Origin of the sequence: Tateyamaria omphalii (genome assembly GCF_019802125.1) — a bacterium.
In the GTDB taxonomy this organism is placed as follows: Bacteria; Pseudomonadota; Alphaproteobacteria; order Rhodobacterales; family Rhodobacteraceae; genus Tateyamaria; species Tateyamaria omphalii_B.
Map to the genome: position 1 here is coordinate 1,378,090 of NZ_JAHVHT010000001.1, position 22,667 is coordinate 1,400,756.

A 22,667-nucleotide genomic window follows, 5' to 3' on the forward strand; every position below is an offset into this window, starting at 1 on the left:
GCCGCAGAGTGCGTGCTCTCCGGCTCCGTCACTCCTGGAATATTGGCATGATCTTTCTTCGCGCGCTCCTTACGCGACTTCTGACGATGGCCATAACGCTGTTCGGCGTGGCCGTCGTCGTGTTCTTCCTGATCCGCGTTGTGCCGGGAAACCCCATCGCCATGATGCTTCCCCCCGGTGCAACGGAAGAGGATATCGCGCGCCTGCAAGCGCTCTACGGATTTGACAAATCGCTGCTTCAGCAGTTCCTGATCTGGTCGGGCGATGTGTTGCGCGGGGATTTTGGTACCTCGATTTCCCTGCGTCAGCCTGTCTCTGAGCTTGTTCTGGGACGCTTGCCGGCGACGCTGGAACTTTCCCTTTTCGCACTCCTGATCGCGATCGCGCTCGGGGGACTCATGGCTTTCTTGGGGACGCTTTACCGGCATTCGGCAGCAGAGGCGGCGGTGGATGTCACCACCGGCACAGCCCTGTCCGTCCCGGATTTTCTCTGGGCGTTGGTTCTGATCCTGCTTTTTGGCGTGCTGTGGCCCGTCTTCAGCATTTCTGGCCGTGTGTCGCCATCACAGGCGTTCGAGTTCACCACGGATTTCTACATCATCGAGGCATTTCTGCGCCTGCGGTTCGATGTAGTCGCGCACCTGCTGTCCCGGTCGTTCATGCCCGCGCTGGCCCTTGCAATTCCATTGGCCGCCATCATCGCGCAACTGCTGAAACAATCCCTGAAGGAGACCATGCATCTGGACTATGTCACCCTCGCCCGCACCAAAGGATATAGCGAAACCTGGGTGATCCTGCGCGAAGCGCTGCCAAATGCGGTCTTGCCTACGCTCACCCTGATTGGCGTGCAGTTCACGTTTCTTATCGGCGGAACGGTCATCATCGAACGGCTGTTCAGCTATGAAGGCTTGGGCAACATGGCAATCGACGCGGTGATCAACCGCGACCTTCCGCTGATCCAGGGCATCGTGATCCTGTTTGCCGCCCTGTTCACCGTGATCAACCTGGTCGTGGACATGCTCTATGTCGTTCTGAATCCAAAGCTGCGCCATGCGTGACGCCCGTGCACACATCAGGCGTCCGCTAGGCGCGCGCCTTTGGCTCTCGGGCACTTGGTTGAGCATTCTGGCGCTGGCGGCCGTTTTTGCGCCTTGGGTGGCGCCGCATGATCCATTGGCACAGGACCTGTTTCTGGGCCGCTTGCCCCCTTTCTGGATGGACGGGGCCGAGCCCGGATATTGGCTTGGTACCGACAGTCTTGGAAGAGATGTACTGTCACGCATGATCCACGGTGCACGCGTCGCGCTTATGGTCGCACTGGTGGCAGGAACGCTGACCTGCATCATCGGCGCGTCGCTCGGCGTTCTTGCCGGCTTCTATCGCGGTTGGTCGGATCGCATCATAAGCCGTCTTGTGGACATCTGGATGGCCTTTCCGCCAGTGCTGTTTGCCATTCTGCTGATCGCAGTCATGGGCCCCGGTCTTGTGTCGATCATTCTGGCCATCGTGGTTATCGACTGGACGCGATTTGCGCGCGTCATCCGGGCTGAAACACTCAGCCAGGGTGCGATGGATTACGTCGCAAGTGCGCAGATCGCTGGGCGGACGCGGTTCAACACCATGATCGCAGAGATCCTGCCAAACATCTTGCCGACGGTGGTCGCATTGCTGACGCTTGAGATGGGCATCGCTGTGATCGTCGAAGCGATCTTGAGCTTTGTGAACCTGTCGATCTCGACCGACAGCCCAACCTGGGGCGGAATGATCGCCGAAGGCCGCACTTCCGTTCACCAAGCATGGTGGGTGCTGGTCTTTCCGCTGTTCACGCTGTTCCTGACTGTTCTGAGTTTTTCGCAACTGGGCGAAGGGTTGAAGGACCGCTTTGATCCGGTGCTGCGATGACCCAATTTCTCGACATCAGGAACCTGACCCTTCGCCTGAGGGGCGGACCGATCATTCTGTGGTCTGTCTCACTGAGGGTCACATCGGGCATGGTGCACGGCCTGGTCGGGGAATCCGGGGCCGGCAAATCAATGATCGGCAAGGCGGTGCTGGGCACCCTGCCCCGCGCCATCGAGGTGATGGGCGGGGAAGTCTGGCTTGATGGTGTTGACCTGCTTGCACTGCCGCCGCGCGACCGGCGGCGGCGCATCGGGGAAACGGCTGCGCTGATCCCCCAAGACCCGTTGACCGCCCTCAACCCGTCAAAGCGGGTTGGCCCTCAAATCACACGGCGTCTGATCGATATTCTGGGCTGGTCCAAGTCTGAAGCCGATCAGCGCGCCAGAACTCTTCTGGACGAGGTGCGTATACCTGACATCCCGCGCGTGATGCGCAGCTATCCGCACGAGTTGTCGGGCGGTATGCGTCAGCGCGTGCTGATCGCGTCGGCCTTTGCCGCCGAACCCAAACTGATCGTGGCAGATGAACCGACAACCGCCCTGGACGTCACGGTGCAAAAGCAAATCCTCAGGCTGATATCCGAGATGCGCATCCGCCACGGCACTGCGTTGCTTTTCGTGACGCATGATCTGGGGGTGGTGTCCAAGGTCTGCAATTCGCTTTCGGTGCTCTACGCTGGCAGAGTGGTGGAAGAGGCGCAGATGCCCCGTTTTTTCATGCGGCCCATTCACCCCTATTCCCGCGCCCTGCTGGCTGCGACACCGACATATCTGGACCCCGATGGCAGCCTGCAACCGGTGCCTGCCAATGTCATCGAGGACGTCGAAAACGAAAATCACCATCACGCGCTAAGGGCCGGATATGATGTATGAGATCCGTGATCTTCGACTGTCATTCCCGGACATGGCACACAAACCGTTTTTGGGGGCGCCGCCACAGATCGAAATCCTCAAGGGTCTGAGCTTCGACATCCCCAAAGGCGAGGTTCTGGGCATCGTCGGAGGCTCCGGCTCCGGCAAATCAACCTTGGGCCGGGCCATGTTGCGGCTTCTGGAACCGTCCTCCGGCACGATCCGCTTTGACGGCATCGACATCACGCACCGGTCTGAGCAGCAGTTGCGTCCCCTGCGCAAGAGATTTCAAATGATCTTTCAGGACCCCATGTCCTCGTTAAACCCGCGCAGGCAAGTCCGCGGCTTGATCGCCGGACCGCTGCGCTTGCACGGAATGGACAACGTGACCGAACGGGTCGCATCGGCGTTGGACAGGGTTGGCCTGCCCCAGCATTTCGCCACCCGGTACCCGCATGAGCTGTCCGGAGGACAGCGCCAGAGGGTTGGCATTGCAAGGGCGCTGGCGCTTGAGCCCGACTTCATTCTGGCCGATGAGATCGTGTCGGGCCTTGATGTCTCATCCCAGGCGCAGGTGCTGAACCTATTGGGACAACTTGTGAACGACCTGGGGATGACACTTGCGTTTATTAGTCACGATTTGTCCGTTGTACGGCGTCTGTGCACGCAGGTGCTTGTCCTGCATCATGGAGAAATCGTGGAACATGCCGAAACGGACGCGCTGTTCAACACCCCGCGCGCGGCGTATACGCAAGAACTTCTGGCTTCCATACCTCTGCCGGATCCCTATCAAGAATGGGCATAGCGACACCTGCAATACACACGTCATCAAGGCGTCCTAGATCGAAATCGCCCCGATGCTGGCTCCACCACAGACATAGAGCGTTTGCCCCGTGACAAAGCTGTTGGCAGGATCGGCAAAGAACAAGAATGCGTTGGTCACATCTCGCACTGTACCGATGCGCCCAACCGGAATGCGTTTGGCAAGGGCCTCTTGCTGAGGGCTATCCTTTTCCACGATGCCCCAGAAGTTATCAGTCAGGATCGGACCGGGCGCGACAACATTGACGGTTATCCCATGCGGGGCGAGTTCCAGCGCCCATGTGCGGGCCATACCAATCATCCCCGCCTTGGTCGCGCCATAGGCAGTCCGGGTCGGCGCCCCCAGAGCAGCGCGCGAGGCATTGAACATCACCCGCCCGAACTGCCTTTCCTTCATGTTGGGAAGAAAGGCCTGCAAGAGCGTGAGCGCCGCGCCCAAGTGAAGCTGGGCAAGCCCGCCGATATCTTCCGGCTTGGCATCTTCGATCAGGTTTGGCCAGATCAACCCGGCATTGTGAATGAAGTGGGTTACGTCGAAATGAGCCGCGATCTGTTTGGCCGCGATGTTCACGGCCTCAGGGTCCAGCAGATCGGCTTTGACTGAATGCAGTTTGGGGTGGCTGATCTCGGGGTTGCGCCGCGCGACCGAGATAACAGTATACTCTTGATCCAAAAGGCGTTCAGCCAAATCGGCGCCGCAGCCTTTGTTCCCACCCGTAATGACGGCTGTGTAGCTCATATCAATCCCACTGCCAGACACGGCTGGCCCTGTTCTGAAGGGGTGATGCGCGCACCTGAACCATCACACGCATCAGTGAGACCCCATTCGGCAGAAGATGCCGCTGAAAGCATCTGGCCGGTCGCCAGCGCTGCCATCATTGAGTACATACCCACCATCAAGCCAGCTGCCGTTTCTTGAGATGCACCGTTTTCACCGTTTCCGGTGCCCCAAGTAGATCAAGGGCCAGGGCCTTGAGCGCCGCGCGCTGGATCTTTTGCGTAGCTGTCAGCGGCAACTGATCAACAAAGGCGATGTAGCCGGGTGCCTTGTAATAGGCCATTTGCTCCAGGCACCAGTGAACAATCGCGTCCGCCTCGACTTCAGGATCGCAGTGCAGGCAGGCAAAGACTTCGTCCCCCCGCACGGCATCCGGCACCGCCGTCACTCCGGCTGCGTGAATGTGCGGGTGGCGCATGAGGATGGACTCCACCTCAACGGCGGCAATGTTTTCACCGGACCGGCGTATGACATTCTTTTTGCGGTCCACGAAAAACACGTTCTTGTCCGCCGTCTGGCGCACAATGTCACCCGTGTGAAACCACCCGTTTTCCCAAGCCTCGGCCGTGGCGTCGGCATCCTTGTAGTAGTGCGAGAAGAAACCGTATCGCGGGTTGTCCCCAGCCCGTCGCACCAGCAACTCGCCCGGCTCTCCAAGCGGAACGGGTGCTCCGGATTCGTCGGCAATCATGCAGTCGAGATCCGAGCCAGGTTTCCCGATGCTCGCTTGTCCCACCAGGCGATCTTTCGTCGACGCAGCGATCACGGCTCCGGCACCCGTTTCGGTCATCGCCCAAGCCTCGACCAGCGGAAAACCATAGCGCTCCTCGAATGCGACCTGCTTTTTGGGATCAACGCCTGCCCCGAAGCCAAATCTGACACTATGAGCGGTTTCAGCCGGGCTCCGCTCCAGACCCAGCAGCATGGAGGGCATGACACCCAGGTAGTGCAAGCACGTCGCCTCTGCATCGCAGACATCCTGCCACCAGCTGCGCGGATGAAACCGGTCCAACGCCGTAAGGCATCCACCCACCGCCACCATCGCCATGAACGAGTACGCCATCGCATTCATATGAAAGATCGGAAGCGGCGTGATCATGCGCTCGCCATCGTTGTACAGGGTGGCAATGCCACCGACCTGCGCGTACCAGCGGCCGGCCAAGAGAAAGTAGGCGTTGGGCAACACGCACCCCTTGGGCTTTCCGGTCGTTCCCGATGTATAGAGGATCGCACCCTCCCGCGCCTCACCACGCAACTGTTCCGCGACCACGCATTGAGGTCTCGGCGTCGGAGCACGTTCACCCAAAACAATGACCGGAACCGCCAATCCAGCCGCATCCGCCGCAGACTCAAGATCATCTCGCCGCGCCGGTATGGTCACGGCCAGAGCAGGCTCTGAATGTCCCATCAGATACTCAAGTTCCGCAGCGCGCAGGTCCGGGTTGACCGGCACGACCGAAGCGCCGATTCTGTTGGCAGCCAGCCAGTAGACAAAGAATGCAGGCCGGTTTTCCAGCAGAAGCGCGATGCGCATGCCTGCTTCATACCCACAGGCCAGCAGCTGCTCGGCAAGTGCATCAACCTCGGCCAGCGCCGCGCCGTAGCTGAGCGCACCCGCAGTGATACCGTAAACCTCCGCGGTGTTCGGCAAAACGTTCAATACGGGCCGATCCGGGTAACGCGCCGCGGTCGCGGCGAACGCATCATAGACGGTGTCCACATGCTCAGCGATCACGGCAGCAACTGAATACTGCCAAAAGCAGCGTCCGAATTCAGCAGATCAACGCGCTTGTTGGCGATGCGGAGCTGCCCCTCGACAACTCTCAACTCATGTGTCGCCACCAACGCCAGCAAAAACTGCTCATCCAACCGCGTCTCGACATAGTGCATGGACGTGTTGGTGACGATGCGCTCGGGCGTGAACTCGTCGATGAACGGGCGCTGGATCACATGGTGACAGCGGCTTTTGGGCTTCTGACTGAATGTGCGCGCGCCGTTCAACCGCTCAACCCGAAGCCGCAGCATGAAATTGTCTTCGTAAAGCAAGGACGTCACCAGATGCGGATCGGTCTGCTTGTAGTCCAGCGGCATCCAGTAGTGGCCATCGGGCAGCCAAAGCGCCAGCCATTCGTCGTAGCGGCCTTCATCCAGCATTCGTGCCTCATCATAGATGAAGTCGACTACCTGATCCTTCGTGACATCCGCGGCTTTGTCCAACATTACGCGGTCCCCATCGACACGGTCATGAATTTGACCCATGCGTCGAACTGGTTGCGCATCTGTCGTTCCGTGGTGCCGTTTTCCACCACCTCTTCGGAATAGTCCTCGACACCCGTCATCAGACGCTGGATGTCCACCCACTCCAACCCGTTTGAAACCAGGCCCTCCTGGGCGCGTTCGTACATCTCCAAATCGTCATGCCCGACAATCGAAGTCGGTGCATTGATCATGCGATTGTACATCGCCGTCCGTGCCAGCAACTCGTCCGGCGCATCAACGAGGCGGTAGATATAGCTTTCCACCAACGTCCTGTCCGGCCCGAGCGGGATGAAGTTCCGTAACTGCTGGATTGGACCTTTGATCATTATGTTGGGAAAGTAGACGGTGTTGTGGCGATTTTCGTTCAGGATTTCCTTTGCACGTTGTTCGCCATACGCTTCGCTCAGCGCCGGAAAATAACCCGGAACCTCTGAATACTCCGAGTGGATCGAATGATTTACCCCCGTATGGCCATGGCCATTGGGCCAGGTGCGGATGCCCATGTTTTCAAAGAATTCATAGGGCGACATGAAAGGCGCGATGATCTCCATTGCAGGTGGACGTGGCTCCGGGTTGCCCATCTCCTTCCAGATACCGACGGCCGTGCCCGCGCTGCTTTCATGCGCCACCATCGGGTGGCAGGTGTCAGTCTGGTTTTCGACCAGCATCTTCCAATTGCATTGATGCATATAGCGAAGGGGTGGACCCGCCACCTCCAGCCGCCCGGCAGGTGAGCGATCCACCGTATTGTCGATCGAACTCAGGCTATCGCCGAAGTAGTCCTCGAACGATATGCCCTCGTCCGCAAGCCGCGCAAAGACAAAGCCACGATAGACCCGCACCGCACCAACAGCTTTCATGCCCTTGGCATTTTCGGTCTTGTTCAACTCGGTGTCCTGGTAGCCCTTCTTCAGCGGGATCGCGAGCAGGCAACCGTCCGTCTTGAAACTCCACGCATGATAGGGACAACGAAAGAACTTTCCGGTGTTGCCGGATCGGTCGATGGCAATCTTTGTCCCTTTGTGCGGGCAGCGATTGTGGAGAACCTTGATCTCTCCATCACCGTGGCGCACCTGAATGACCGGCTGTGCGCCGATCTGCGTTGTGTAGTAGTCGCCCTTGTGCGGCGTCTGGCTTTCATGCCCCACGAAAACCCACGTATTCACAAAGAGATGGCGCATCTCCAGATCATAGACCTGTTGACTGGTGTACACATCGCGGTGGACCTGTGGCCCTCGAACCATGGCTGAAACATCACCGGCTGTGAGCATGGCTGATCTCCTCAAATGTCGAGAACAAGGCGCTTGGAGGTGGCGCGGCTGACACAGATTTGCATGACTTTTCCCGCGAGACGTTCCTCTTCCGAAAGAACCACATCCCGGTGATCAGGCGTGCCAGACAGCACATCGCACTGGCAGATACCACAATCACCGCGTTGGCAATCGTACATGACATCGACCCCTGCTGCCTCGAGCACCTCAATGATGGTCCGGCCAACCGGGACCTGAAAGACGCGGCCATCGTTGATTTCAACCTCGAAGTCCGTGTCGTCGGTTTTCATGTCGTGGGGCGCAAAAAGCTCGACATTGATATGGGTCAGTCCTGCCGCTTCGGCCGCGCGTCGTGCGGCGCTGATCATGCCGCTTGGGCCGCAGATGTAGAGTGCCGTGTTCTGCGGCTGGGTCGTCATCAAGTCATCAAGATCAAGTGGCTCCACATCGTCGAAATGGAAAACCGTCTGCTCTTTGAAAGCAGTTGTCAAAGCGCTCACAAAGCCCATCGCAGCTGCGCTACGCCCGGTATAGTGAAGCGCAAAACATCGTGTCGTCTTCGAAAGCGCTGTTGCCATCGAGATCATTGGGGTGATGCCGATACCGCCCGCAAGCAGGAGCACCGGAGCGTCCGTTACGTCCAGTGGAAAATCGTTGGCCGGGGCACTTGCATCCACAACCGCCCCAACATCAAGGGCATGCATGGCCTTCGAACCACCCGCGCCCTCGTCTTCGCGCTGGACCGCCACCACGTAGTCCTGCCGTGGGCCTGTTTGGGAATTCGGCCAGTCAATGAGAGAATAGGACCGCTGCCCTGCCACCCCCAAGTCAAACTCCACATGCGCCCCAGCCTCGTACGCTGGAAGGCGCGCGCCATCTGCCGATTGAAACCGAAAGACCCGAATACGCGGTGTCTCATCAACGATCTCTGTCAATCTGAGCGCAGTCATGGCTCCTCCTAGCCCGACTATTATATGAATTTTCATATTTATATGGTCAAGAGTTTTCTGCTTGTGAAGGCGGGGGAAATATGACCCAAGGGTCCAGGTTTTGAAGGAGGTCCCCGGTGAGCAAAGGATTTGTAAAATCCTACCTGTTGTATTTGCTCGCAGCCTGCAGCGAGACGGCCAGCGCCGAATTTCACGCCAAGGTCCGCAAATCAGGTCTGAGGGTGCCGGAATGGCGCGTTCTGGCGTGTTTGAACGACGAAGACGGGCAGATGATCACGCATTTGGCCCATGTGGCCCTTGCCGAGCAGTCCCGCCTCACACGCATTATCGACGGTATGGTCAAACGGGATTTGCTGGAGCGTCGCAGCGATAAATCCGACGGACGACGCGTGCGCATCTATCTGACCGATAAAGGTCGGGCGATTGCGACAGATCTGGTGGAACAGGCCAAAGCCCACGAGACGGATCTTCTCTCCCGTCTACCAGAAGCGCAGGTGAGTGCATTGAAGCCAGCGCTCACAACGCTGTTGGAGGTTCTGGAACAAAAAGAGGGCGAGACACACACCTAGGCAAAAGAACGTCCGAGCGCGACGAGGGTGGGGCCGCTGGGATTTTCTCGCATTAGGGTTCACATTTGCATATTTTGCGCATTGTCTTGCGAAAACCCACTCTCCAGTCTCGAGTATCTGAATGGCACTTGTCTTCACCACTGATCGCGAACTTCGCTTCGGAGATTGCGACATTTCCGGCACCGCGTACTTCCCGGCCTACGTCAACATTCTGAATGGCGTGAACGAGGAATTCTGGGCGCATATCGGATATCCATGGCATGAGATCATCTGGAAAGAGCGTTGGGGCACGCCAACCGTGCACCTGAGGTGCGACTTTTCAAAACCGTCTATGTTTGGCGAAACGCTGACATTCCACCTCGGCGTGATCCGACTTGGCCGGTCCTCGATGACCGTGCGCCACAAGATCAACTGTGGTGGCGAACAACGGTGGACCAGCACGCAGATCCTGGCGGCCAGTGATCTGGACAAGCACAGCTCGATCCCCTGGCCCGACGCCGTGCGCGACACGCTGCAAGACTGGCTCACCACGCAGGAAGAGCTGGGTTTCTGATCCTGACCAAGTCTACATCTGGCCCGGCAGAAACAGCACCAGCGCCGGTATCGCGAGCAGCAATATCAGCCGGATGATGTCCACGACCCAGAAGGGTGTAACCCCGCGGAAAATCGTTCCCGTCGACACATCGCCGACGACCCCCTTCAAGACAAAGACATTCAGTCCGACGGGTGGCGTGATCAGGCTGATTTCGGTCACCACAACGACAATGATGCCGAACCAGATCGGATCGTAGCCAAGCTGGATCACGATCGGAAAGAAGATGGGTACCGTCAGAAGCAGCATCGACAGGCTTTCGAACACACACCCCAGCAGGATGTAGATCACGAGAATGCAAGCCATGACCTGCCATGGTTGCAAATCGTATTGGGTCACGAACCCGCTCAAGGCACCAGGCAGCCCCGCAATATTGACGAAGTTCGAGAAGATCCAGGCGCCGATCAAGACGACAAACAGACCCGCGGCCGTCATTGCGGTTTCCTGCAGGACTTCAAGTGTGTCACGAAAACTCAGGCGCCGCCGCGCCAATGCGATCAGGAACGCCCCCATCGCACCCATGCCAGCCGCTTCGGTTGGGGAAAAGTTCAGGTTCAGCGGCGGAACATCAAAGATCCCGTAAAGCCCGCCGATGACCAGAAAGAACAAAAGCAACACGGCCCAGACATCGCGCAACGCGGCAAGCCGGTCTTTCAGGGACGTGCGAGGGCCTGCAGGGCCCGCATTCGGGTCACGATAGACAACAAACCGAACCGCGACGAGATAAAGAACAATCCCAAGCAGGCCAGGCACGATGCCTGCCACGAACAGCTTGCCGATGGAGGTTTCCGTCAACAAACCGTAGATCACCAGGATCACGGAAGGCGGGATCAGAATGCCGAGTGTGCCGCCCGATGCGATGGAGGCGGTCGAGAGACGATCCGAATAGCCAAAGCGGCGCATTTCCGGCATCGCGACCTTGGCCATTGTCGCAGCTGTCGCCAATGACGATCCGGAAATGGCGGCAAACCCACCGCATGCCACAATTGTTGCCATGGCCAGGCCGCCCCGGAAATGCCCAAGAAACGCGTTGGACGCCGCATAAAGCTCCCGACTGATCCCCCCCTTGTTCACGAAAAGGCCCATCAGAATGAACAGCGGTACGACCGACAGCCCATAGTCCTGAGAGGTGTCGATGATCAACCGCGCGACCATGGAAATCGCGGCACGAAAACTTGTCTCGAACATGAAGCCGATCATGCCGACACATCCCATGGCAAAGGCAATCGGGATGCGGACCAGCACAAGGACAAGGACGGCTGCGAAGCCAATCAGGCTCTCGATCATTGCCGTTCCTCCAGGTGATGCGGAGCAAAGGCAAAAACCAGACCACGTATGAGCAGGACCAGAGCCGTCACGGCGGTCATCGCCGCGATAAACCACCCGATGTAGAAAAGCGGCAGTCTCAGATACTCGCTTACATCACCATAAGACCGGCTGCGCTCTGCCAGAACCCAGACGCGCTGCGCGGGCCAAACAAGGAGCAATCCACAAAACACATTGCCCACGGCATCCCGCCACCGCGCCAGACCCCAGCGCCGGAATGGCCCGTCCAGAAGGTCCACGCTCACGTGTTGTCCCTTCCCCGAAAGTACGGGCAGCACGGAAAAGACCATGATCGCCATCAGCACCCGGGTCAGGTCCGCCGCGACCTCAATGGGCGCGTTCAGCATCGACCGAAGCATGACATCGGCAAATGTGAGCAGCATCAGCGCAAACAGAGCCGTGGATGCCAAAAGGCCGGGCAAGCGCGTTAGGAGTGAAAGCATGAGCAAGCCGGAACCTGGGAAGTGGCGATGGGATTTTCGGGGGTCAATGCTGCCGCGGGACGTACCTGCCAGCACAGTAGCTCGAGATGCGCGGGATACACTCAGTCCGCTGCCATGTCCGCCTTCACCTGGGCATAGGCCGCTGCGGCATCGACACCCGCGTCGCTAAGCTCGCTCAAGACCGCGGTGATCACGGTGTCCGCGATTTCGGCAAACGCGGCCTGATCTTCGGCAGATGCAACGACGACATTCACATCTTCTGCACTTTCGGAGGCCTCATAGCCAAGCTGATCTGACTTGTCCCACGCAGCTCCTGCCATTCGGCTCGCGGGCTCCCCGAAAACTTGTGTGTCCAACGCAACCTGAGCATCCTGCGGGAGAGCGGCGAAGGTCTCCTCGCTCATGATGATTGCAAACGAGCCGCGATAGAGGCCGCCCGGCATATCGTAGAGTGTCTGTGCGACCTCGTTCAGCTTAAATCCGATCCGCTCGCCAACATTCATGGCCACCGCATCGGCAGCGCCGGATTCAAGTGTTTCGTACACTTTCGGGGCAGGCACATTGATACCCACCAGTCCCAACGCTGCGCCCACATCGCCTGCGACACCGCCACCAATACGCGTTTTCAAACCAGCCAGATCGGACAGGTCGTTGACCGTACCGTTGATATGCATCTGGCCCGGGCCATGCGTGTTCAGCGAAATCAATTTGACGCCACGGTGCTCGTTCAACTGTGCAAGATGCGTTTCGTGCACACGCCAATACGCGACAGAGGCTTGCTCGGCATTGCCTGTGTACCCTGGCAATTCAATCAGCTTGGTACCGACAAAGCGACCGGGCTGATAGCCATGAAAGATAATGGCTATATCAGCTGCGCCATCAAGGATCAGGTCCATCTGCGCGGGTGGCGGCGCGAGGCCAAAGATCAACTCACCGGTCACCGCGCCACCGGTAGCGTCTTCCATCATCTCCACCAGGCCCGCGAAAATCTCGGTGTTCACACCATGGGTGGGAGGTAGCCATGTCGAGATTCTCAGCGTCGTGTCAGCGGCCAAGGCCGAGGCTGCGCTCAGGACGCCTGCCACAACGGCAGCCAGCAATGCATTCACGTTTTTCATACAATTTACTCCCGGTTGTGCTTTCATTTTTCAAAACAACATGAATTTTCATGTATTTTATGTCAAGCGTCATGATCGGGACGGAAGCCGGTGAAACGAGATTGGGGGCTGATCCTAACCCCTGCACGAAAGATCGGTGGCTGTTGACGACCTGCTTGTGCGACCGAGCGCATTCAGGACCGCGAGCGCATGTAGAAGCAGGGCGCAATCAGTGATCGAAAAGCGTTCAGCCGAGCCTTGCCGCAACAGCCAGCACCCCTCAAAGCACTAGAAACACGTGCCTTTCAGATCACCTTGCAGTGACCAAATCCCGCCCAAGGCAACACTGTTGCACACGCCGCCAAAACCGATGCGCAAGTTGGCTCGGGCGTCGGGTCTCCTTGCCTCGAGCATTCCGAACCTGTTTCAAAGCAAACCCAGGGACCCCGTATCGCGTTACACGACTTTCAAGGACCAGGTCGATCCGGCGCACCGTGATCACATCCCCGTAACCTAGCTTACATGTTTTCGTTTCGCGTTGCTTGCGAAGTGAGCATTCGGTACCGATCCCGAACAAGTTTGAAAACCGTGCCCAACCAGATGCTTGACGCCCATATCCGTCCACTGATTGATCCGCCTTTGGATGCGGCAGGACGTTATCTTGCAGCCAGCGGCATGACCGCAAACCTGGTAACGCTGGTCGGATTGGGCATCGGACTCCTTGCAGCTCTTGCGATCGCGTTCGGCTTTTGGCTCGCGGCAATCCTCTTGATCCTGATGTCGCGCATTGCGGACGGTCTGGATGGCGCAATCGCGCGCGCCACCGGCAAAACCGACTTTGGCGGCTACCTGGATATCACCTGCGACTTTCTGTTCTACGGCGTCGTTCCCATGGCGTTCGTGTGGGTGGACCCTGTCGGAAACGGAGCGGCCGGTGCCTGGCTGCTGGCCAGCTTCTACATCAACGGCGCAACATTCCTGGGGTATGCGATCCTTGCTGAAAAGCACGGTTTGGCCACAAGCAAGCATGGCGCAAAGTCGCTCTACTTTACCGGGGGCCTCCTGGAAGGCACGGAAACCATCATGTTTTTCGTCGCAATCTGTGTGTGGCCGGACTGGTTTGCACCGATGGCATGGGTGTTTGGCGGGGTATGCTTTGTGACGGCTGCGTCGCGCATCCTGCTGGCCCGTCAGGTGTTCGAACACACAAACGATAAGGATAACGGATGAAACAATTTCTGTGTGCCATGTCCATGGCCATGGCGGGGGCTGCGGCCGCAGATCCCGACCCGGCGGCATGGGACTCGGTTCTGAAAGAGGCCGAGGGACAGGTCGTCTACTGGAACGCTTGGGGCGGTTCCACGACGACAAACGATTTCATCTCTTGGGTCGGAACCCGTGTCTATGACGAGTTCGGCGTCACACTTGAACATGTGAAACTGTCCGACACCGCAGATGCGGTTGGCCGCGTGATTGCAGAAAAGTCCAGCGGTCAGGATGAAGGCGGTGCCGTCGACATGATCTGGATCAACGGCGCCAATTTCAGCGCCATGAAGGACGCAAATCTACTGTTCGGACCTTTCGCCGAGGCATTGCCAAACTGGCAATTTGTGGATGTCGAGGGAAAGTCCGTCACCCGGGATTTCACAGTGCCGACAGAGGGGTTCGAAAGCCCCTGGGCCATGGCACAAGTGGTTTTCATCTACGACAGCGCAGTGCTGCCTGATCCACCGAGGTCCGCAAAAGCAATCAGCGCATGGATTGCGGAGAACCCGGGCCGGTTCACGTTTCCGCAGCCTCCCGATTTCTTGGGCACGACCTTTCTCAAACAAATGCTGATTGAACTGGTTCACGATCCTGATTTGCTTCAGCAGCCCGTCGGCGATGACTATGCAACCGTGACGCAGCCTTTGTGGGAGTGGCTGGACACGGTCACGCCGCACCTTTGGCGAAGCGGTCGGGCGTACCCAAAGACCGGCCCGCTTCAACTGCAGCTGATCAACGACGGTGAAATCGACATGGCCATCAGCTTCTCCCCCGGAGAAGCCACGGCAGCCATCGCGAATGCGCAACTTCCCGACACCGCACGAACTTTCGTTCTGGATGGCGGAACGCTGGGCAATGCCAGTTTCGTTGCAATCCCCTACAATGCATCGGCAAAGGCCGGCGCAATGGTGGTTGCCAACTTCTTGATAAGTCCGGAAGCGCAACTCAGAGCGCAGAACCCCGAAATCCTGGGCTATGGCACTGTTTTGGACATGGGCGCGCTGCCTGAAGCGGATCGCGCTGCATTTGACTCGCTGGACCTCGGCATTGCCACACTGTCACCGGCAGAGCTTGGTTCGGCCCTGCCGGAACCGCATCCAAGTTGGATGACCCGGATCGAAGCCGATTGGGCCAAGACATACGGGGTAGGAAAGTAGCGTGAAGCCCGGTGTTGGTTGGGCCATGGCACCAACCGTGACCATCGTACTGCTATTTGGCCCGATTTTGGCCGGCTTGATCGGAACGATCCTGCCAGCCTTCGGCGGGCTGCGTGCGGACGGGTCGAATGCGTTTTCCGTCGATCCATGGCGGCAGTTGATGGTCGAGCCGGGTGTGTGGACAGCGATCTGGCTGTCGATAAAGACCGGGGTTGTGTCAACTTTGGGCGCCCTTGCGGGATGCTTCCTGTTGATCGCAGGATGGCATGACACCCGGGCCTTTCGCATGATGGAAAGAGTGCTGTCGCCTTTGCTGTCCGTACCGCATGCCGCAGCAGCACTTGGCCTGGCCTTTCTGGTGGCCCCCTCGGGATGGCTCGCACGTTTGACGACGCCCTGGTTGACCGGCTGGGACCGGCCGCCCGATCTGCTCATCCTCAACGACCCCGGCGGATGGACGTTGATCCTGGGGCTGCTCAGCAAGGAGTTGCCCTTCCTCTTGCTGGTTTCGCTGGCGGCCTTGCCGCAAATCCGGGCTGCGCAAAGCATGAGGGTCACCCAGGCGCTTGGCTACGGCAAGGTGCGGGGCTGGGTCCTTGCGGTCATGCCCTCCCTTTACGCGCAGGTGCGCCTGCCCGTTTACGCCGTGCTTGCCTATGCGATGTCAAACGTCGACATCGCCGTGGTGCTGGGGCCAAGCAGGCCCCCACCCTTGGCCGTACTTGTATTGCAATGGATGACGGACCCGGATCTCGGCCTGCGCGCACAGGCGGCCGCAGCGGCACTCGTGCAACTTGTGTTGGTTGTTGCCGCCATTGCCATGTGGCGCTGTGGCGAACGGTTTGCTGCCGGGCTTGCCACGCGGGCTGTCGAGAGCGGAGACCGTGGTGTCGGCGCGCGTGACTACGCATCACGGGGTGTCGGGCTCGGGATTGCAATGCTCGTGGGTGGCATCGTTTTCAGTGGTCTGTTCGCGCAATCTGTCTGGTCATTTGCCGGACGGTGGCGGTTTCCCGAGGCATTGCCGGACAGCTTCACCCTGATGGCATGGGCACGCCATGGGGGATCTGTCTTGGACGTCACCCTTGTCACCTTGGCGCTGGCATTCTCGACGGCATTCATCGCGTTGGTCCTTGTCATCGGATGTCTGGAGACCGAGATACGACGTGGCAAAACTGTCGGCAAAACCGCGCTTCTGACGATCTACTTGCCCCTGATCCTGCCGCAAATCGCCTTCTTGCCGGGTCTGCAAATCCTTTTGCTTCACATCGGCGCGGCACGGGGCATCGTCCCGGTCGTCTTTGCACATGTGGTCTTTGTGCTGCCCTATGTCTTTCTCACGCTTGCAGAACCTTTCCGTTCTCTGGACAGTCGCTACGCCACACTCGGCGCCACGCTGGGTGTCAGCGAAACGGGGGCGTTGTGGCGCATTCGGTTGCCATTGCTGTTGTCACCAATCCTGACCGCATTGGCGGTCGGAATGGCCGTGTCGGTCGGGCAATACCTCGCGACACTCCTCATTTCAGGCGGACGCGTCAGCACACTCACCACCGAAGCCCTTGCCTTGTTCTCCGGCGGGGATCGACGGGCCATCGGCGTTTGGACCCTCGCCCTGACCGGGGCGGCATGGCTGCCATTTGCCATCGCACTTGTCGTGCCTAGACTTGTCTACAGAAACAGAGGCGAAATGCGACATGGGTGATCGTGGGCTTGTTCTTGATCAGCTTGCGATCCGCTATGCCGATGGCACTCCGCTGCTGTCCATTTCGGCAGAGATTGCGCCCGGCCACGTGCTGAGCCTCATGGGGCCATCCGGCATCGGCAAATCGACCGTGCTGGCCGCGATTACAGGGACACTGCCCTCCGCGTTTCGCTGCGATGGGACAATTGCACTGAACGGTCGCATGCTGAACGGATTGCCACCACAAAAGCGCCGGGTCGGGATCCTGTTTCAAGACCACCTCTTGTTTCCGCACCTTTCGGTCGGCCAGAACATCGGGTTCGGCTTGCCCAAGGGGACACCCAACCGCAGTGACCAGGTACACGGGGCACTGACCGAAATCGGACTTGCGGGATTTGCCGATCGCGATCCCGCGACATTGTCCGGCGGGCAACGCGCACGTGTCGCCCTGATGCGAATGCTCCTGTCAAAACCCGAGGCGCTTCTGCTCGACGAACCATTTTCGCGCCTGGATATCGGTTTGCGGGCGCAGGTCCGCAGTCTGGTCTTTGAGCGTGCGCGCTCAGCCAGGCTTCCGGTGCTTATGGTGACCCATGACGCGGCGGACGCGGAAGCCGCAAACGGTCAGATCATCTCGCTGCCGATGCAGAATGGGCAATCTCTTCCACTTTGAACACAGGCCGCGCGTCTCAAACCGTGGCCAAATATGAGGCATCAGGACTTGCAACCACACCGAGCCAATGAAAACGATGCAAAGGCCCTCCGAACTTCACGGGCCGGCTGCTGCGCGCTGCAAAGTCGAATGAAAACGAGGTGACCAAGTGAACACGCCCGCATCCCCCCGCAAAATGCGCGATTTCGGTCTGGAAGTGTATTTCTCGAAGTGGGAATTCACAGCAAAGCATCACATGACCGCTTCGGACTTTGAAAGCATGACGCTATCCGACTTGCTGGCACTTGCATCGGCAGAGGACCGGGCCGCGTTTGATGATTTGTGGCTCGGCTACACCGAGACATGGGGCGCCCCTGCCCTCCGGCACGAGATTGCGGCCACCTACGAGACCATGACCGACAAAAACATCCTGTGCCATGCAGGCGCTGGCGAGGCCCTCTATGCAATCCCCCGTGTGCTGTTGGACAAGGACGATCACGTGATCGTACCGACGCCGAACTACCAGGGGGCGGAAACCATCCCGCTTTCGATCTGCGAGGTCACCGGTGTGCCGATGGATCACACCCCGGGTCGGAACCAGAAAGGGGGATGGCGGCTGGACATCGACCGCATCAAACATGCGATCCGCCCGAATACCAAGCTGATCTCGGTCAACTTTCCACACAACCCGACCGGATTGCTCCTGGCCCGAGACGATCTGGATGCACTGATCGCACTCTGCCGGGACCACGGTATCTATCTGCTGAGTGACGAGGTCTACCGCGGAGTTGAAATCGATCCCGAAGATCAGATGCCGCAGGTCGCGGATCTGTATGAAAAGGGCATATCGCTGAACGTGATGTCCAAGGCCTATGGCCTGCCCGGCTTGCGCATCGGTTGGATCGCATCGCAGGACACGGACCTTTTGCAAAAGGTCGAGCGGTACAAGCACTACCTGTCCATCTGCAACTCGGGTCCATCAGAAATGCTGGCACTGATTGCACTGCGGTCACGGGATGGGATCCTGAAGCGGAACCGAGCAATCGTGACGCAAAACCTCTTGGCACTCGAAAACATGCTGCTCGACTTTCCCGACCTTTTCGAATGGTCGCGACCAATGGGCGGTTGCGTCGCCTTTCCAAGGTATTTGGGCCCGGACGGAGGGGAAGAGTTTTGCCGCAAGCTCATTGAGGAAAGCGGTGTTCTGCTGCTGCCCTCATCGATCTATGCCAGCGATCTGGGCGACACACCGGCAGATCACTTCAGGATCGGGATTGGCCGCGACCAGGTCTTCAAAAACGGGCTCATCGCATTGCGTGCGCATCTCGACAAGCACTACGGCGACTATCGGACCTAGAAACCAGCGCAACAACAAAGCCGCTGTAAACAATGGTTTTAAGGTGTCTTGAGCACAAGAACTGCCGCCGCACGCACCCCTTCCCTGCCGGCGCAGCTTTCCGGCACACATCCGGCTGCATTTGCTGAATACATGGTCGGATGTCACTGGACCTGACGACGCGCTTGCCGCTACTATGGCGGGAACGTCCTGGGCGCCGGTCCTGGTTCCAGAGGCATTTCTGATCACAATCAATCGAGTGGCATGGATCAGCTTTCCACGAAACTACTGGATACCGTACCCGTACCGATCCTTGTGGTGAGCGAGGACGGCACAATCTCGTTTGCCAATGCCTCTGCACGGAGTCTGACAGGCTTTCCAGCAAAGAACCTGCATGGGAACAGCATTATCGACCACATTGCGACGGGTGATGAGACGCCCGTCCTGGATCTCTTAGACCGTGCAGAAGACCGTTTCGTGATCGAACGTGTCCTTGTGCGCCAGACATCGGGTCAGACCGTCCCTGCCCTGCTCAATGTCGAACGTTGGTCCGAAAATGGCAAGGTTCTTTATACCATAGCGGTGCGCGATCTGACGTCTCAACAACAGCGCGAAGATGAGCATCTGGCCGTGTTTGCACGATTGGACCACGCCGTACGCGGCGCAAATATCGGTGTTTTCGAGGTCGACGTCGTCAATCAAAAATCCATCGTGTCTGACACGTGGAAAGAGCTGATGGGTCTTGAGCCCGACGAGGACATCGACTTTCAGGCGGAGTGGGAAAGCCGGGTTCACCCCGAGGATCTGCCCCGCACACAGCAAGCGGATGCGGAATGCATTGCCAACCCCAACACCAGCACGCTGTCCGAGTATCGGGTCAAAAACCGATCCGGGACCGGATGGCGCTGGATGATGTCCGACGCAATTGGCATTGACCGTGATCAGTCCGGGCAGGCCAAAAAGATCATCGGCGCCCAGACAGACGTCACCGACCGGAAGAACGCGGAAGAGGCGTTGCGCTCCAGTGAACGACAGCTTCGCTCCCTGATCGAGGAATCACCCGTCGGCAAGGGCACGGTCAATCTCGAAGGACTGTACGTTCAGGCGAACAAGGCGTTGTGCCAATTCGTGGGTTACGAAGACCACGAGCTTATCGGCCAACCAGCCGGCGACATCATTCACCCTGACGATCTTCCCGAAGATATCAGGCAGGCCACCGAATTGCTGTCGGGGACCCAGTCCGTCTATTCCCGGGAAAAGAGATATATTCGAAAAGACGGCGCGTTCGTCTGGGGACTGGTGACCGTCAAACTTGTGCGCGACGTGCTGGGCGAGCCCAAGCATTTCATAACGCAGGTTTTCGACATCACAGAGCGTCGCTTTCTGCAGGAAATGAAAAAGGATTTCGTGGCGACCGTCAGCCACGAATTGCGAACACCCGTCACATCAATCCTCGCGGCGCTGGACCTGCTTGTGCCCGATATTCCCGCAGACGCGCCCGAGACGACGCATCGGCTTTTGTCCATAATGCGGTTGAATGGGGACAGGCTGAACGCGCTGATCAATGACATCCTGACCATGCAAAAGCTCTCCGCCGGAGAGATGGCCGTGCATTTGCAATCTGTCGACATGACACATCTGGTCAGGCAAGCCGCCGAACTCAATCAACCCTATGTCGACAAGTGCAATGTCACATACAGCTTTGACCTGCCGGAACAGGAAATGCTGTGCCGCACCGATCCCGCTCGGTTCCAGCAGATTGCCGCAAACCTCATCTCCAACGCCGCAAAATTCTCGGATCCGGAGGGGCGTGTCGAACTCATTGTAGCCGAAGCACAGGACCGCATACGGTTTACTGTTCGAGATCACGGCCAAGGGCTTTCCGAACACCAGCAACACCATATCTTCGAACCCTTTGCACAGTTCGAAACCCCGTCACCCACCATGCAGGTCGGAACCGGATTGGGCCTGAGCATTACGAAGCGCCTTGTTGAAATTCAGGGCGGGGCGATCTCGGTGCAAAGCACGCCCGGGCAAGGATCCGCGTTTTCCGTAGAGTTCCGCCGTACGACTTCGCATGATGCGACTACACCAGCTTAGCGCACGTTCCTGCGTATTTCGATTGGCCTTGGCGCGTCGATTATTTCCTTGATGCGCATGTCAACGCGCGCAGTGGTCCGGAACTTCAGATCTTCGAAATCAATATCGCCATTTGACAGCGGCGAAACGCTGGCACCAACAGCTATGTCGAGATCGATGGGCAAATCCTGCTCGGAGACGAGGTTCTTTTCATCCAATACGCCCTGTATCTCGCTCTCAAGCTCGATCGCAGGTCGGGTGTTCATCGCGGTTGAACTGGAAAGGAACACACCTTTGCCCAGATATGTCGTCAGTGCGTTGTAGCGCGACAGCACACCAAGAATGGTGTCCGCGGCATGGGAGATCGCATATTTGAAATCCGCCTCCGAAAGCGTCTCGTAGAGCTTTCGTGCGTTCGACACGCTGGTTGCGTGAAAAAGCGTCGCCTGCAAGCCGGATCGGGACAACTGGCGCACATAGTTCGAAAAGGCGAGCGGCTGGAGCAGCCCTTTGACGCCTTGCAATGCCACCGTGTTCTCGAACGAACACGCGGCGGGAATGCTGGCGGGTTTCGCAATTTCAACCCGGGAAGCCTGTCCATTGCGCGCCGTGACCTGCCGTATCCGAAGGCCAACCTCCGAAATGTTGAACGGCTTGGTCAAATAGTCGTCCGCTCCCGCCTGAAAGGCCTGTTCGACGAAATCCCGTTCGTTCATTGCTGTCAGCATAATGATGGGCACGTGCGAATATGCCTCGATTTCACGAATGTCGGCGCACAGTTCGACACCGCTTTGCTGTGGCATCTGAATATCGAGCAGAAAGCACTCAAACCGCTCTTCGGCCTCTGAAACGGCGCTAAGTGCCTCACTCGCCGATGCGGCAACGACCACGTTGTCGTACCCGACTTTCCCCAGAATCATCGGAAGCAATTCGCGGATCGAAGCGTCATCATCGACAGCCAATATTTTCATCTCTGAACTCCAAACGACATCGGATGCCGACAAGGCGCAGCAAAAAACAAGCTGAGGAAAGCAAGGGCTGAAGAACAATGTGAGATCAGCGCCGCTCGGTACAATACGGTAGGGTCTTGTTGCTCGTTATACGAGTATCGCAACGCGATGGAAATGTCTTTTACGCAAGTAAGTCGCCGTTTTTGTGTTGCTCGTTTGAAACAGCGCATGACATACCGCCCGTTCAGCGCCGTAGCTGACCAGTGATCGCAATCCGACACGGATGATCGCTTGCGCAGCGAAAAAAGCCGCCCGTTGCGCCCGAACAGGTTGCGGTCAGTGCCCGTCATTCACAGCCGCGTATTCCGGCCCCCGCCTCTTCCCATCAGTACCCGGTACGGTTGAGGACGAAACAGGTGGTGATCCCGGGGCCCGAGCCTCTGCTTCGCCTCAGTGATGCGGTCTGCCCGACGGCCCTTGGCCAGCAAATGGCAAAAGTCGCAACCAAGAGCGTTTCGGAATCGAGTTTCTGCTTCTGAATGCGCCCTATGTCGGGGGAAACAATCACGGCATCCGCCATGCAGACCAACCACTGCGATACAACACGCACACAGCGGCTCCCGGGTTTCACCAACCTGCACAGTGTCCTCGGCAAGTTTCTGCGTAGGACGGACCTCTGCCGCCTC

21 protein-coding genes are annotated in these 22,667 nt (G+C 58.3%); 12 read left to right on the forward strand and 9 right to left on the reverse strand.

Going from position 1 to position 22,667, the window contains the following annotated elements; all coding sequences use genetic code 11:
* Nucleotides 1-47 precede the first annotated feature (47 nt).
* Genes KUV51_RS06895 through KUV51_RS06910 form a run of 4 tightly spaced genes read left to right on the forward strand, consistent with a single transcriptional unit; the run spans nt 48 to nt 3,558 of the window.
* Nucleotides 48-1,058, forward strand: a complete 1,011-nt coding sequence (locus tag KUV51_RS06895; RefSeq protein WP_222520818.1) for an ABC transporter permease — start codon at nt 48-50, stop codon at nt 1,056-1,058.
* Nucleotides 1,051-1,902 (forward strand): ABC transporter permease, encoded by an 852-nt coding sequence (locus tag KUV51_RS06900; RefSeq protein ID WP_222520819.1) that lies wholly within the window; start codon nt 1,051-1,053, stop codon nt 1,900-1,902. Before KUV51_RS06895 ends, KUV51_RS06900 begins: the two co-directional genes overlap by 8 nt.
* Nucleotides 1,899-2,774, forward strand: a complete 876-nt coding sequence (locus KUV51_RS06905; RefSeq protein ID WP_222520820.1) for an ABC transporter ATP-binding protein — start codon at nt 1,899-1,901, stop codon at nt 2,772-2,774. Before KUV51_RS06900 ends, KUV51_RS06905 begins: the two co-directional genes overlap by 4 nt.
* The gene (locus KUV51_RS06910) at nt 2,764-3,558 is read left to right on the forward strand and encodes an ABC transporter ATP-binding protein (protein WP_261385674.1); all 795 of its coding nucleotides are present in this window, start codon (nt 2,764-2,766) and stop codon (nt 3,556-3,558) included. Before KUV51_RS06905 ends, KUV51_RS06910 begins: the two co-directional genes overlap by 11 nt.
* 33 nt (nt 3,559-3,591) lie before the next feature.
* Here the strand turns inward: KUV51_RS06910 and KUV51_RS06915 are convergent, their stop codons facing one another.
* From KUV51_RS06915 to KUV51_RS06935, 5 genes are all read right to left on the reverse strand, one after another.
* A complete protein-coding gene (locus tag KUV51_RS06915) occupies nt 3,592-4,314 on the reverse strand; it encodes an SDR family NAD(P)-dependent oxidoreductase (RefSeq protein WP_222520821.1) in 723 nt (240 codons plus the stop codon).
* Between the two features lie 157 nt (nt 4,315-4,471).
* The gene (locus tag KUV51_RS06920) at nt 4,472-6,088 is read right to left on the reverse strand and encodes an AMP-binding protein (protein WP_222520822.1); all 1,617 of its coding nucleotides are present in this window, start codon (nt 6,086-6,088) and stop codon (nt 4,472-4,474) included.
* Nucleotides 6,085-6,573: an aromatic-ring-hydroxylating dioxygenase subunit beta gene (locus KUV51_RS06925; protein WP_222520823.1), complete on the reverse strand. Its 489-nt coding sequence runs from the start codon at nt 6,571-6,573 to the stop codon at nt 6,085-6,087. The genes KUV51_RS06920 and KUV51_RS06925 overlap by 4 nt, the downstream gene beginning before the upstream one ends.
* The gene (locus KUV51_RS06930) at nt 6,573-7,883 is read right to left on the reverse strand and encodes an aromatic ring-hydroxylating dioxygenase subunit alpha (protein WP_222520824.1); all 1,311 of its coding nucleotides are present in this window, start codon (nt 7,881-7,883) and stop codon (nt 6,573-6,575) included. The genes KUV51_RS06925 and KUV51_RS06930 overlap by 1 nt, the downstream gene beginning before the upstream one ends.
* 11 nt (nt 7,884-7,894) lie before the next feature.
* The gene (locus KUV51_RS06935) at nt 7,895-8,833 is read right to left on the reverse strand and encodes a PDR/VanB family oxidoreductase (protein WP_261385675.1); all 939 of its coding nucleotides are present in this window, start codon (nt 8,831-8,833) and stop codon (nt 7,895-7,897) included.
* 116 nt (nt 8,834-8,949) lie between these two features.
* Between KUV51_RS06935 and KUV51_RS06940 the strand changes: the two genes are divergently transcribed.
* Together KUV51_RS06940 and KUV51_RS06945 are read left to right on the forward strand one after the other, a co-directional pair.
* A complete protein-coding gene (locus KUV51_RS06940; protein WP_222520826.1) occupies nt 8,950-9,402 on the forward strand; it encodes a MarR family winged helix-turn-helix transcriptional regulator in 453 nt (150 codons plus the stop codon).
* Between the two features lie 121 nt (nt 9,403-9,523).
* Nucleotides 9,524-9,955: an acyl-CoA thioesterase gene (locus tag KUV51_RS06945; protein WP_222520827.1), complete on the forward strand. Its 432-nt coding sequence runs from the start codon at nt 9,524-9,526 to the stop codon at nt 9,953-9,955.
* A gap of 12 nt (nt 9,956-9,967) precedes the next feature.
* Here KUV51_RS06945 and KUV51_RS06950 read toward each other — a convergent pair whose 3' ends face one another.
* From KUV51_RS06950 to KUV51_RS06960, 3 genes are all read right to left on the reverse strand, one after another.
* Nucleotides 9,968-11,281: a TRAP transporter large permease gene (locus KUV51_RS06950; RefSeq protein ID WP_222520828.1), complete on the reverse strand. Its 1,314-nt coding sequence runs from the start codon at nt 11,279-11,281 to the stop codon at nt 9,968-9,970.
* Nucleotides 11,278-11,763: a TRAP transporter small permease gene (locus KUV51_RS06955; protein WP_222520829.1), complete on the reverse strand. Its 486-nt coding sequence runs from the start codon at nt 11,761-11,763 to the stop codon at nt 11,278-11,280. The genes KUV51_RS06950 and KUV51_RS06955 overlap by 4 nt, the downstream gene beginning before the upstream one ends.
* A gap of 101 nt (nt 11,764-11,864) precedes the next feature.
* A complete protein-coding gene (locus KUV51_RS06960; RefSeq protein ID WP_222520830.1) occupies nt 11,865-12,881 on the reverse strand; it encodes a TRAP transporter substrate-binding protein in 1,017 nt (338 codons plus the stop codon).
* A 579-nt stretch (nt 12,882-13,460) separates the two neighbouring features.
* On the opposite strand from KUV51_RS06960, the gene KUV51_RS06965 reads away from it, so the two are divergent.
* The 6 genes from KUV51_RS06965 (at nt 13,461) to KUV51_RS06990 (ending at nt 21,052) form a co-directional block, all read left to right on the forward strand.
* Nucleotides 13,461-14,090: a CDP-alcohol phosphatidyltransferase family protein gene (locus KUV51_RS06965; protein WP_222521276.1), complete on the forward strand. Its 630-nt coding sequence runs from the start codon at nt 13,461-13,463 to the stop codon at nt 14,088-14,090.
* The gene (locus tag KUV51_RS06970; RefSeq protein ID WP_222520831.1) at nt 14,087-15,283 is read left to right on the forward strand and encodes an ABC transporter substrate-binding protein; all 1,197 of its coding nucleotides are present in this window, start codon (nt 14,087-14,089) and stop codon (nt 15,281-15,283) included. Before KUV51_RS06965 ends, KUV51_RS06970 begins: the two co-directional genes overlap by 4 nt.
* Before the next feature lies 1 nt (nt 15,284).
* Nucleotides 15,285-16,985: an ABC transporter permease gene (locus tag KUV51_RS06975; protein WP_315898799.1), complete on the forward strand. Its 1,701-nt coding sequence runs from the start codon at nt 15,285-15,287 to the stop codon at nt 16,983-16,985.
* Nucleotides 16,978-17,637: an ATP-binding cassette domain-containing protein gene (locus KUV51_RS06980; RefSeq protein ID WP_222520832.1), complete on the forward strand. Its 660-nt coding sequence runs from the start codon at nt 16,978-16,980 to the stop codon at nt 17,635-17,637. Before KUV51_RS06975 ends, KUV51_RS06980 begins: the two co-directional genes overlap by 8 nt.
* Nucleotides 17,638-17,872: 235 nt before the next feature.
* Nucleotides 17,873-18,973 carry an aminotransferase class I/II-fold pyridoxal phosphate-dependent enzyme gene (locus KUV51_RS06985; protein WP_261385676.1) on the forward strand — a complete coding sequence of 367 codons (1,101 nt, stop codon included), beginning with the start codon at nt 17,873-17,875 and terminating at the stop codon, nt 18,971-18,973.
* A gap of 243 nt (nt 18,974-19,216) precedes the next feature.
* Nucleotides 19,217-21,052 (forward strand): PAS domain-containing sensor histidine kinase, encoded by a 1,836-nt coding sequence (locus KUV51_RS06990; RefSeq protein WP_222520833.1) that lies wholly within the window; start codon nt 19,217-19,219, stop codon nt 21,050-21,052.
* Here KUV51_RS06990 and KUV51_RS06995 read toward each other — a convergent pair.
* Nucleotides 21,049-22,035 (reverse strand): response regulator transcription factor, encoded by a 987-nt coding sequence (locus tag KUV51_RS06995; protein ID WP_222520834.1) that lies wholly within the window; start codon nt 22,033-22,035, stop codon nt 21,049-21,051. The two genes, KUV51_RS06990 and KUV51_RS06995, sit on opposite strands and share 4 nt — an antisense overlap.
* Nucleotides 22,036-22,667: the final 632 nt, after the last annotated feature.

Coding starts and splice junctions, on each gene's coding strand:
- KUV51_RS06895 (WP_222520818.1), top strand. CDS start 48: ATGATCTTTCTTCGCGCGCTCCTTACGCGACTTCTGACGATGGCCATA.
- KUV51_RS06900 (WP_222520819.1), top strand. CDS start 1,051: ATGCGTGACGCCCGTGCACACATCAGGCGTCCGCTAGGCGCGCGCCTT.
- KUV51_RS06905 (WP_222520820.1), top strand. CDS start 1,899: ATGACCCAATTTCTCGACATCAGGAACCTGACCCTTCGCCTGAGGGGC.
- KUV51_RS06910 (WP_261385674.1), top strand. CDS start 2,764: ATGATGTATGAGATCCGTGATCTTCGACTGTCATTCCCGGACATGGCA.
- KUV51_RS06915 (WP_222520821.1), bottom strand. CDS start 4,314: ATGAGCTACACAGCCGTCATTACGGGTGGGAACAAAGGCTGCGGCGCC.
- KUV51_RS06925 (WP_222520823.1), bottom strand. CDS start 6,573: ATGTTGGACAAAGCCGCGGATGTCACGAAGGATCAGGTAGTCGACTTC.
- KUV51_RS06930 (WP_222520824.1), bottom strand. CDS start 7,883: ATGCTCACAGCCGGTGATGTTTCAGCCATGGTTCGAGGGCCACAGGTC.
- KUV51_RS06935 (WP_261385675.1), bottom strand. CDS start 8,833: ATGACTGCGCTCAGATTGACAGAGATCGTTGATGAGACACCGCGTATT.
- KUV51_RS06945 (WP_222520827.1), top strand. CDS start 9,524: ATGGCACTTGTCTTCACCACTGATCGCGAACTTCGCTTCGGAGATTGC.
- KUV51_RS06950 (WP_222520828.1), bottom strand. CDS start 11,281: ATGATCGAGAGCCTGATTGGCTTCGCAGCCGTCCTTGTCCTTGTGCTG.
- KUV51_RS06955 (WP_222520829.1), bottom strand. CDS start 11,763: ATGCTTTCACTCCTAACGCGCTTGCCCGGCCTTTTGGCATCCACGGCT.
- KUV51_RS06960 (WP_222520830.1), bottom strand. CDS start 12,881: ATGAAAAACGTGAATGCATTGCTGGCTGCCGTTGTGGCAGGCGTCCTG.
- KUV51_RS06965 (WP_222521276.1), top strand. CDS start 13,461: ATGCTTGACGCCCATATCCGTCCACTGATTGATCCGCCTTTGGATGCG.
- KUV51_RS06970 (WP_222520831.1), top strand. CDS start 14,087: ATGAAACAATTTCTGTGTGCCATGTCCATGGCCATGGCGGGGGCTGCG.
- KUV51_RS06980 (WP_222520832.1), top strand. CDS start 16,978: ATGGGTGATCGTGGGCTTGTTCTTGATCAGCTTGCGATCCGCTATGCC.
- KUV51_RS06985 (WP_261385676.1), top strand. CDS start 17,873: ATGACCGCTTCGGACTTTGAAAGCATGACGCTATCCGACTTGCTGGCA.
- KUV51_RS06990 (WP_222520833.1), top strand. CDS start 19,217: ATGGATCAGCTTTCCACGAAACTACTGGATACCGTACCCGTACCGATC.